Raw genomic sequence first — 11,367 nt, 5'->3', positions numbered from 1 at the left:
TATTTCAAAAAGGCCTTCGAAGGCTTTTTTTGCATAAAAAAGTTAAATAATTACAAAACAATTTTTAACCAATAAAATGTTGTACATTTGGATGTACAATTAAAAGTACTATATTATGAAAGCCATTACAATCTCTACATTAAGAAAAAACATTAAAAACTATTTTGATGAAGTATCAGAATCCTCAGAAATAATTGTTGTTCCAAGAAATACTGAAGAAGATGCTGTTGTAATAATTTCAATGAAAGAGTACAATTCTATATTGGAAACGCAACATTTATTATCCACTAAGGCAAATAGAAAAAGACTTTCAGAATCTATTGAACAAATGGAAAGTGGAAAATTGACATCTTATAATTTAGAGGAATTATAACAGAATCAATATGGATATTTGTTTTACAAAAAATGGATGGGAAGAGTTTGAATATTGGATTGAAAACGATACAGATACTGCACTAAAAATAAAAGAATTAATTAAATCGATTAGAGAAAACCCATTTAAAGGAATTGGAAAACCAGAACCTTTGAAACATGATTTAAAAAGTTTTTGGTCTCGAAGAATTAATGGAGAACATCGATTAGTTTATAAAGTATTAGGAACAAAAGGAATCGATCAAAAATGTATAATTATACAATGTCGATTTCATTATGATGATTAATGGATATAAAAAAACCTTCAGTATTGAAGGTTTTTTTATATCACACAAACTCATATCCTGCATAAACCTGCTCAATCTCTTTCATAATTGCGAATAAATCTTCAGGGGCATCAGTTGTAACCAGTTTTTGTTTGAATTCTTTAAACGAATGAATTCCTTTGAAATAGTTCGTATAATGACGACGCATTTCTACTATTCCTAAACGTTCGCCTTTCCATTCCATAGACCATTTTAGGTGGTTTCTGGCAGCTTCAACACGATCAATAACCGTTGGAGCGGGTAAGTGCTCACCAGTTTTAAAATAGTGTTTGATTTCATTAAAAATCCACGGATACCCAATCGCAGCACGACCAATCATGATACCGTCAATTCCATATTCGTTTTTATAATGTAATGCTTTTTCCGGACTGTCGATATCGCCGTTTCCGAAAATAGGCATTGTAATTCTTGGGTTGTTTTTTACACGTGCAATATGCGACCAGTCAGAATGGCCTTTGTACATTTGAGCACGAGTTCTAGCGTGAATTGTTAAAGCCTGAACACCAATATCTTGAAGCCTTTCAGCAACTTCATCAATATTAATTGAATTTTCATCCCAGCCTAAACGGGTTTTTACCGTAACAGGCAAATCAGTTCCTTTGATAACCGCTTTTGTTAGGCGAACCATCAAATCAACATCTTTTAATACTCCAGCTCCAGCTCCGCGGCAAACGACTTTTTTTACCGGACATCCGAAATTGATATCCACTAAATCCGGTTTTACGGTAGAAACAATTTTAGACGACATTTCCATTGCTTCCTCATCACCACCAAAAATCTGAATTCCAACAGGACGTTCGTAATCAAAAATATCCAGTTTCATGCGGCTTTTAATAGCGTCACGAATCAATCCTTCCGAAGAAATAAATTCAGAATACATCATGTCAGCACCATGCGTTTTGCATAATCTGCGAAACGGCGGATCACTAACATCTTCCATCGGTGCGAGTAGTAAAGGAAATTCTGGTAATTCTATGTTGCCAATCTTGACCATCTTCGTAATTTTTTGCAAAATTACAACTTTTAGTTCAATTTGTACCAAATTGAGGTTCAAAGGTTCATAGCAACAAAGGTTCAAAGGTTTTTTTATCAAGCAATTACATAGCCTTTGTCCCTCTGAACCTTTGCCTCTTTGTACCTAATACTAAGATCTATAATCAAAAAACCGAATTGGTTTTCGGCTCATTGGATTAAAAACCAAGGGATTTAAAACTTCTTTTGAAGCAAATTCTATTTTTGGTGTTACTCGTAATTTTGCTCTGAAGTGGTCTTTTATTTCCTGTAAAAATTCTGGTGTTTGATTTTTAACGGCAATTTTAATTACGATTTCATCAGTACCCAACTCGTTTGTAGAAATTTCGATAATATGGTTTTCGATATTGTCAAATCCGCTTAAAACATCGTTCATCGCTGGAGGATAAAGCGTTGTTCCTTTGTATTTTATCATTTGTTTTTTACGGCCAATAACCGGGCCGACACGTAATGTATTTCTTCCGCACGCGCATGGTTCATTATGCAGCTGTACAATATCGCCGGTTTTAAAACGAAGCAAAGGCATCGCTTCAATTCCTAAAGTGGTAAAAGTAAGTTCTCCCGATTCACCATTTTTTACAGGAATATTATTTTCATCCAAAACTTCGACTATAATTAATTCCGGATGATGATGACCGCCGTTGCCGTGTTCACATTCGGTAAAAGCAGTACTCATTTCAGTAGAAGCATAAGTCGAGAATAACTTAATATTCCATTTATCAGTAATTTTTTTAGATAAAGTATTCATCGAAAAATCCTGATCGCGCAAAGATTCTCCAATGCAAACTGCACCTTTTACACTCGAATTATTATAATCGATTCCGTGAATTTCAGCATATTCAATTAACTTCAATAAGAATGACGGAACCGTAATTAAATAAGTCGGATTGTATTTTAAAATCGAATCCCATTGCATTTCCGGAATTCCTGCACCTACACGAATAACCCCCACTTTCAATTTTCTCAGACCTAAAAAATAAGCCAGACCAGCCATAAATTTTCTGTCAATTGTTGTCATCAACTGCACAACATCACCGTCGGCAATTCCGGCGCAGGCAAATGAAATGGCTTCGTTATAAGCCAGTCTGTCAAGATCAGAATCAGTTAAACCAAAGGTTACCGGATCGCCTAAAGTCCCGGAAGTAGAGGCATAGTCGATAATTTTATTTTGCGCAACGCATACAAAATCATCGTTATATTGTTGTAAATCTTCTTTGGTAGTAACAGGCAAAAATTGTAAATCTTCAAGCGTTTTAATTTTTGAAATGTCAATATTTTGTCCGGCAAAAAGTCTTTTATAAAAAGGAGAATTTTTACTTATATATTCTAAAAGTTCAGTAAGTTTTTTTTCTTGAAAAATTTTAATTTCTTCTAAAGAATCTTTTTCTATTGCTGGAATCATTGTAACTTTCTTTTGATTTTTTTTAAATATTTTTCAATTTTTTCTTTTTCAGGCAATGTTGTAATTTCTTTCGTCAACGCTTTCTCAAAATTAAGTTTTGCCTGCTGAAAATCTTTTATTTGGTAAAAGTACAATCCTGCCTTATAATATACAACCCAATAATCAGGGTTTAATGATTGATAATTTTGAATGAATTCTGTAGAAATTTTTTCTTTATTTTCAAGAAATGAATCTATTTTGCGATCTTCAATTTTAAACTTTTTATAATTTAAAAAAGCCATTGTTTCTAAAAACGGATCTTGGGCAATATTCAAATTTTCTTTTTGAAAAGAAATTAGCGAATCATTTTTTCTTTCATTAAAAATCCAATTCAAATCATAACAGACAAATTCGCCCAGTTGATACGGATTTGCCGAAACCCAAACCAATTTTTCTTTAGGCTCAAAAATAATCCCGTGATGTGCCATTAACTGATTCAAGGCTTTTTCGGAACCATAACCAAGCGGAATATCTTTTAACCCGTTTTTATTTCGAAGAATTTGCGAAGCAATTTTTGGATTTACTTTTGAGTTTTCGGCTAAAAGTTCTGCCATTCTTTCAAAACGATATTCAGAATGACTGTTGAGAATCTGCTCCTGATTTCGTTTATCATTTTTAAAAGCATCGCCCTGAAAATGATTCGAGCAAATTAACTGATCGTTATTTGAAACATCGTAAACATCCATTTTTTTTGGCGAAACTTCAATCAAAATAGCTTTATTATCATTGGCGCTTCCAACCATAATAGATTCAGAAACAAATACTTTTCTTTTTTTTGCAATTGCAGTTGCTTCGTCTATATTTTTGGCGTGCTGTAAAATTTCACGCGTCAAAATAGAAATTGGTGTTTTTGCAATCAGTGGAATTTTAGATTTTGATGCATTAATTGTAACCGTTAATCCTTGCTGATTCATTCCGGAAACCGCACCAATCATTCCGGGCCAGGTAACCATCATAAATTTGTAACCTTCTTTCGGATTTATAAACGCTATGATTTTATTTTCCGCGAAAGCGTCATTTACATAAAAATCAAAATTACGACCAAGAATTAAATTTCCGTCTTCGGTTTTTTCATTCCAAACAGCAAAAGACGAACAGCCCACCAAAGCCAAATCCTGCAAAGCGTGCCCAATATCGTGTGCGCCATGAAGATATAAACCACGCTGGTATTTTGGTGCGATATAATTAAATTCATCAGAACTATATTCAGAAACGCCGTAAATTTCCGTTTGATATTCTTCCGGTACATTCAAATATAATTTTCGGTTGTACCATTTTAAAAATTGACGAAGTATTCTCTGCTGAAAACCAGACGGAATAAAATCTTTTATTTTTGAGAAGAAAATCTGCTGCTGTTTTTTTAGCAGCGAATCTGTCAACGCTCCTGTATTTAAACCAATTTCCAGCGGATCGCCTTCGGCATACAATTCCCAAAGACCTTGTTTATTTTTTAAAAGAGAATTTTTTCCTGAGACAAAAATCGAGTCAGATTTTTTTACAACGATTGGTTTCTCTGAATTATAGCCAGAAAGTTTCGGCTTATGATGCATGGATTTTGATGTTCCGCATGAAACGAACAATATTATGAAACCGATAAAAAGAAAAAATAAAATTCGGTTTTTCATGATTTTTTATTCAGATTCTGAGTTGATTTTGTTAATCAAATATTCTTTGCCGACGATTTCTGAGCAAGTTGAAACGGCGCCAATTGTTACGCCCAAAACGCCATGCATATTTATACTTTGACCCGTAAGATACAAATTATCCAATTTTGTTTTTGTGGGAATCATGGTTTTCATCGGATTATTAGAATCCTTAACATAACCGTACATATTTCCATTATGTCCACCAATATAATCACGATACGAAAGCGGCGTAGAAGTGTGTATTGATTTTATACAATCCCTGATTCCGGGAAATTTAATTTCGATTTCATCTAAAAATTTGGCCGCTTTTCTGGATTTGAATTCTTCATAACTTTCACCGCGGTCATTTTCTTCGACAGTTGTATTAAAAGTATTTGCCCAGGGCAAAACATCTTCATATTTCATATACGTTAGAAAAGTCATGCCTTCGGCCCAGATTTCTTCTTTTTTAGAAGCGTTCATAGAAGCCATATAACTTTTTGGCCAGGAATTTTCATCGTATTCCTGAGCGTTCCAAACAGTATCACTTTTTTTAAAATGATAAAAATTGTGATTGATATATTTAAAGGTTTTGGGTTTAAAAACGATATACAAACTAAAAGCCGAAATGACATCTTCTAGACCCTGAATTCTATTTACAAATGCTTTTCTAAAATTTTCTTCTCCGGCTAATTTTAAAGTAGTTTTTGGTTCGATATTCGAAATAAAAATAGAACCCGAAACTTGTGTTCTGTCTTTTAAATCTACTGAAATCACTTTGTTTTCTTCAACATTAAAACGAATGACTTCTTTATATTTATAAAATTCGCCGCCGTATTTTTTGAGCTGTTTTAAAAGCTGTTTGGTAATCTGGCTTCCGCCATTTATACATCGCCATGAACTTTGCATATATGAGTTTACCGAAAGGGCATGAACGTAAAAAGGCGATTTATCCGGAACTCCGGCATATAAGAAATTTGACCCGGCCAAAACGGCTTTTAGTTTTTCATTTTTGGTAAACGTATCAATTTTTTCTTTTGCATTTAACGCCAGAATTTCGCTGTCGTACTTTCCTTCCCAGTTTAAATTATAAAGCGGAAAAGCATCGCAGGTTGTCTGCAGTTCTGCACAGTATTTTTTGATATTTTCTTTTTCTTCAGGGAAAAAAGCAGATAATTGCCTAACAAAATTTTCGTAACCCTGCGCATGCGGATATTCGTTTTGATCGTCTTCAAAAGAAATCATATCGTAACAGTTTTCATCTAATTTTTTTAGATTCAGCTGATCGATAATGCCAATATATTTAAAATATTTATACAGATTTTGACCTTTATCCAGTCCGCCGATATAGTGAATTCCGGTATCAAAAATGGTTTTATCGCGCACAAAAGTCTGAAGATTTCCTCCGTATTGATTGTTCTTTTCGAGCACACAAACGCTGTAGCCTTCTTTAGCTAAAATTATAGACGAAACCAATCCGCCTAAACCGCTGCCAGCAATAACTACATCGTACTGCGCTTTCATTTTACAATTTATTTAATATGACAATCGAATTTTCTTCTGAAACAATTTCAAAACCGAAACTAACGATTTGATTTTTTAATGAAGAACAATTAATTAAAATCACAGAAGAAACATTTGAAATCATTTTCTCAATTTCACTCTTATAAATTTCGTCTGAAATTAAAAGAACCTCGTAATGATTTTCAAATGCCAATTCTAATTGATCGAGATAATATATTTTTCTCTTTTTTAGAAAATAATTTGTTTTGGCAACCAATAAATTTTCTTCATCATTTATAAATGAAAATATTTTTCGCTGAGGCTCCTGCAAAGCCAGTAGAACATCTAATTGACCATAATCATTTCCAAGATGTAAAATTTTAGATTTTGGATGAATGTATTTATTCAGATTGAAATATGTTTCTAAATTTTGTTTTAGATCTTTTTTTACAGAATTTCCAATTTCAATTTCTTTATAATCGTAACTGTTTATAAGCATTTTTTTGAAATAATCCGGACCTTCTAACTTCTGACGGATTTTGCGGTATTCATTTTTAAAAAATAAACTTATCTGCTTGGTTCTCTCGGCATAATTATTTCCAAAAGAGGTATTTTCCGGAGTAATTCTTTCTAAAATGGTAACCGTTAAATTTCCGTCGTGAATTACAAAATCGCCTTTCGGAATTAACTCCGAAGCGCCATGAATCACAACCGGAACGATATCTAATTTAAATTCTTCGGCCAGGAAAAAAGCCCCTTTATGAAATCGTTTAATAACATTATTTTCAGAACGTGTTCCTTCCGGAAAAACCATTAACGAATAACCCTGGTTTACTTTTTTCCGCAAATGTTCAACGCCGCCTTCAAGACCTTCAGAAACGGGATAAAAACCTGCTTTTCTAACAACACCGCCAAAAATAGGAGAATTATAAACCCAGTCGCTTACCAGAAAAATAATTTTCGGGCTCAGCATTCCGATCGATAAAATATCTAAAAATGAAGAATGATTGGCAATAATAACGGCTGGTTTTTCAAACGTTTCATTAAAATTATTAACAACTTTTTTGTGTATGAAAGGATTTGAATATAAAACCGATTTCATGTATTTTGAAACCACATATCTAAAACCATTCATTTTTGTTTTTTTACTCAGCGGCAGAATCGGCATTATGGTAAAACTGTAAATCGACATTAAAATGCCGCCCAAACCATAATAGAAAAATGACATAACACCGTATAAAAAAGTGCGTAACTGAAATGGCGGATTTCCTTTTTTGGGTCTGTTTGATAAAAATAATTTAAACAGAATAGGATAAAAAATGAACGTTATAATTAATGCCGCAAAAACCCCGATTAAGGAAACCGAAGAAATAGAACGCAATGCCGGATGTTTGGCAAAAATCATAGCGCCAATTCCTAAAATAGTTGTAATTACAGCCAGAATAATCGACGTTCTGTAAATTGCAATTTCGTTCTTTCCGTTGGTATATTCTTTTTGTAAAGCACTTGTCATGAAAATACTAAAATCGACACCATGACCAAAAATCAAAGTGCAGACAATCATACTGAAAATGTTCATTTGAATGCCAAAAACACCCATAATTCCTGCTGTTACAATTCCGGTTAAAGCAATTGGTATACAGCTGATAATTACCAATTCGATTCTTCTGAAAAAGAAAAACAAAATCAGGATTACGGCAATAAAAGAATAATTTACAAGCGAATTAAAATCGGTTTTTAAAGTGCTGAAAAATGTTTCGTTCATCTGCTGGCGGTCGATCGCAATCAGATTATCTTTTGCCGAAGTTGATTTTACAAACTTATCGCGCTGCTGGGGCGTAACTTTAACTAAAGTCGAAATGGTATAAAAACCATTTTTTTCGGTAACAAATTCTTTCAGCTGTAAAGCCTGAACTTTTAAATAATCTTCTGTAGAAATAGGTTTGAAATCAAAATCTAAATGATCAAAAAACAAAGAATAAGTATTGGGCTTAAAGCCGAATTTTGAACCTTCGGAAATTAATTGAGACTTTAATAATTGTTTTTTATCAGAAGTCCAGAATGATTTCCATTTTGCAATTTTCTCTTTTTGCGCTTTCGCAGAAAGAACAATTCCGCCAACGGAACTAAAATTCAATATTTTGTTTTGTTCTTTCTCTTTGGATAAATCGTCAAAAAGTCTGCTGTTATTTTGCAAAACTTCTTCCATGCTGTTTCCGTAAGAAGCAACATAAATGGTTTTTGAAGTTAAGCTGGTACTTTCTTCCAGTTGTTTCTCGGCCGCTTTAATATCTTTTGGAACAAAATTTAACTGCGACAAATCGTTGTTGAAACCAACATCGTTGTATGTAAAACAACAGATTACTGTAACGATAACGCAAAAACCAATTAAGAATTTATTGTTATGAAATGAAAAATGAGCCAGTTTGTCGATTACATTTTTCTTATGTTCAAAATTGTCTTCTTTTGGTTTGTACAAATGCGGTACAATTAAAAGAGAGAAAATCGCCGAAGCCATAACAATTACAGCAGCAAAAATTCCGAGATCATTCAATGCATCAGATTTTACAAAAAGCAGACATAAAAACGCAACAGCAGTTGTAGAGCTGCTCATAATTACCGGCATCGTAATGTCTTTGTACAAAGTTTTGATGTCGCTGTTATGTTTGTAATGCGTAAGAATGTGAAGCGAATAATCGATCGTGATTCCTAATAAAATAGAACCAATTCCGAGTGAAATAGCCGAAATTTGTTCTTTTACAAAATATAAAAATGCCACGGCAAATAAAGCCCCGAAAACGGTTGGCAGAAAAATAATTAACGGAATAAATATTTTTCTGTAAAACAAAATCAAAATCAGCATTAAAGTAAACATCGCAATTGTCGTTGTCAAAACAATGTCGCTTTTGATTTGTTTGGCATTCGCTGCAGCAATCAAAGCAGAACCAAAATAACTTACAGAAGTTTTTCCTTTAAACCGCGTATTTAAATTTTCCTGAATTGATTTTAGCTTTTCGGCAAAAATGCTGTTTTTTTCGGTTTCGCTCGATGCAATATCAGATGTTATAAAAAGCAGTAATTTCTTTTTGTCCTTTGTCATGACAAATCCATTGTCGAGCGTAAAATCGTCGCCAATATTCAATTGCTGTAATTTTTTTAAAGCAATAAAAGAAATTCCAAGCGGATCCTGCAGAATAAAATCTTTGGTAATAAATCCAGAAGGCGAAATAATCGACTTATAATTTCCCTGAACCGTTGCAGTAATACTGTCTTTCTGAAGTTTTTCCTGAATTGAAGCATAATCTTTATTTTCCAGAAAAAGCGGCAGATTGTTGTACACAAAGTCGATAGTTTCCTGAATATTTTCTTCGTCGATTTTGCCCTGAATTCCGCTTATATAAGGTTTGCAGGATTTCGAAACACTGTCAGAAAAGACTTGTGCCATTTCTTTTAAATCTTCGGCAGAACCGTTTTTTTCGAGTTTGAAAATAACAGTTGTTTTATCGGCAAAATTTAATTGTTTTAAAACTTTTGCCGTGGCATCGGCTTTGTCGTTTGTGGGAATAAGTTTGGTAATATCTTCCTCAAATTTGATTCGGGAAGCGAAAAATCCAAATACTAAAAGCATCAAAACAGCCAGTAGAACCGACAGAGATTTTCTTCGGTTTACAAATAAATGAATGGCGTAAAAGTATTGATGCATGGTTATTTATATTGTTTTTTTGTCACAGATTAAAAAATTAGCTTTAGTTTGTCACCCTGAGCGAAGTCGAAGGGCGTTCCAATTGGACGTGGGCTTCGACTTCGCTCAGCCTGACAACTGGATGTAAAAATCATTTTAATCCGTATAATCTGTGGCAAAACCTTATTTAATATTCGATTTATTTTTAGAACTAAAAGCGCTTAAAAGCAAATAACTTATTAGTCCAGCTGATAGTGCTAAAACGGTTGCTAAAATAAGACTTCCGACGATATATTGTGCAGCGTTTTTTTGAATATCGTCGAGTGTTGCCGAACTATCTAAAATTAATGGGGCATCGCTCGAAATAAATAAGCTTCCTGTTTTTAAAGAACCGTAGATTACAAGCGGAATAAATGGCGGAAAACTCACATTTGACGATAAAAAAGCGATTACTTTATTGAGCCTGAACAAAGCTGCAAAAGTAAAAAGAAGTACGGTTTGAAATCCCCAAAAAGGCGAAATTCCGATAAAAATGCCTAGTGCAATCGAAGCAGATTTGGTGAAATTAGAATCGTTGCTTTCTAAAATATCTTCTAGAAAAAACTTTTTAAAACCTTTTTTTTTTGCTCGCCGAAAGAAATCGCGAGGTTTAATATACAATAAAGCATTGGTTACCAAAACTGTATTTAAAATACTAATTCTGGTAAAATCTCTGAACGGTCGAAAATGTGAAACTCTTTCTGCAGGATCATACAAAACCTGAATTGGAATATTTTTTACTGTAATTCCTTTCCAGGCCGAACGAACAATTACTTCAATTTCAAACTCAAATTTATTGGTATAAAATCGTTTCGGAATTAATTTAAGCGGATATAATCTAAAACCAGATTGTGTATCCTGAAGTTCAATTCCGGTTTCAAATTTGAACCAAAAATTCGAGAATTTGTTTCCGAAACTGCTTTTCTTCGGAACATTTTCCTGCGTCATGTTTCGGCTTCCTATTAAAAGCGAATTGGGTTCTTCCTGAATTGCTGAAATGAAACTTGGAATATCAGAAGCAAAATGCTGTCCGTCAGAATCTATCGTGATTGCGTATTCAAAATGGAGTTCGATAGCTTTTCTAAAACCATTTCGCAGCGCTCTTCCTTTTCCTAAATTTTTAGGATGATGAATTTGAGTAAGCTGCGAATATTGTTTTAAAATCTCATTGGTTTCGTCTGTCGAACCATCGTTGACGATAATAATATTTTGAGTGAAATCTAAAATAGAATCCAACACTTTTTTCAATGTTTTCTGGTTATTGTAAGTAGGCACAATAACACAAAAAGAAGTTGAATCGAGCAATTCCTGCCTTGATAAAATAGGTTTCATTGAGAATTTTTCATG

The 11,367-nt window shown here is 33.4% G+C and carries 8 protein-coding genes; 2 read left to right on the top strand and 6 right to left on the bottom strand.

What is annotated here, in order from left to right; genetic code table 11:
- Nucleotides 1–115: 115 nt before the first annotated feature.
- Together BUC29_RS07810 and BUC29_RS07805 are read left to right on the top strand one after the other, a co-directional pair.
- Nucleotides 116–373 (top strand): type II toxin-antitoxin system Phd/YefM family antitoxin, encoded by a 258-nt coding sequence (locus tag BUC29_RS07810; protein ID WP_073415050.1) that lies wholly within the window; start codon nucleotides 116–118, stop codon nucleotides 371–373.
- Between the two features lie 10 nt (nucleotides 374–383).
- Nucleotides 384–659: a Txe/YoeB family addiction module toxin gene (locus BUC29_RS07805; RefSeq protein ID WP_073415048.1), complete on the top strand. Its 276-nt coding sequence runs from the start codon at nucleotides 384–386 to the stop codon at nucleotides 657–659.
- Between the two features lie 40 nt (nucleotides 660–699).
- Here the strand turns inward: BUC29_RS07805 and dusB are convergent, their stop codons facing one another.
- The 6 genes from dusB to BUC29_RS07775 form a co-directional block, all read right to left on the bottom strand.
- Nucleotides 700–1,692: a tRNA dihydrouridine synthase DusB gene (gene dusB / locus BUC29_RS07800; RefSeq protein WP_073415046.1), complete on the bottom strand. Its 993-nt coding sequence runs from the start codon at nucleotides 1,690–1,692 to the stop codon at nucleotides 700–702.
- A gap of 150 nt (nucleotides 1,693–1,842) precedes the next feature.
- The gene (locus tag BUC29_RS07795; protein WP_073415044.1) at nucleotides 1,843–3,132 is read right to left on the bottom strand and encodes a flexirubin biosynthesis putative acyl-CoA ligase FlxY; all 1,290 of its coding nucleotides are present in this window, start codon (nucleotides 3,130–3,132) and stop codon (nucleotides 1,843–1,845) included.
- The gene (locus BUC29_RS07790; protein WP_073415042.1) at nucleotides 3,129–4,796 is read right to left on the bottom strand and encodes a C45 family autoproteolytic acyltransferase/hydrolase; all 1,668 of its coding nucleotides are present in this window, start codon (nucleotides 4,794–4,796) and stop codon (nucleotides 3,129–3,131) included. The genes BUC29_RS07795 and BUC29_RS07790 overlap by 4 nt, the downstream gene beginning before the upstream one ends.
- Before the next feature lie 6 nt (nucleotides 4,797–4,802).
- Nucleotides 4,803–6,320 carry a phytoene desaturase family protein gene (locus tag BUC29_RS07785; protein ID WP_073415040.1) on the bottom strand — a complete coding sequence of 506 codons (1,518 nt, stop codon included), beginning with the start codon at nucleotides 6,318–6,320 and terminating at the stop codon, nucleotides 4,803–4,805.
- A gap of 1 nt (nucleotide 6,321) precedes the next feature.
- Nucleotides 6,322–10,002: a 1-acyl-sn-glycerol-3-phosphate acyltransferase gene (locus BUC29_RS07780; protein ID WP_073415038.1), complete on the bottom strand. Its 3,681-nt coding sequence runs from the start codon at nucleotides 10,000–10,002 to the stop codon at nucleotides 6,322–6,324.
- A gap of 162 nt (nucleotides 10,003–10,164) precedes the next feature.
- Entirely contained in the window at nucleotides 10,165–11,352 is a 1,188-nt protein-coding gene (locus BUC29_RS07775) for a DUF2062 domain-containing protein (RefSeq protein WP_073415036.1), read from the bottom strand.
- Nucleotides 11,353–11,367: the final 15 nt, after the last annotated feature.

The organism is Flavobacterium defluvii, from assembly GCF_900129555.1.
GTDB lineage: Bacteria > Bacteroidota > Bacteroidia > Flavobacteriales > Flavobacteriaceae > Flavobacterium > Flavobacterium defluvii.
Note: the sequence above shows the minus strand (reverse complement) of the source record. Positions and strands in the feature narration are given on the sequence as shown.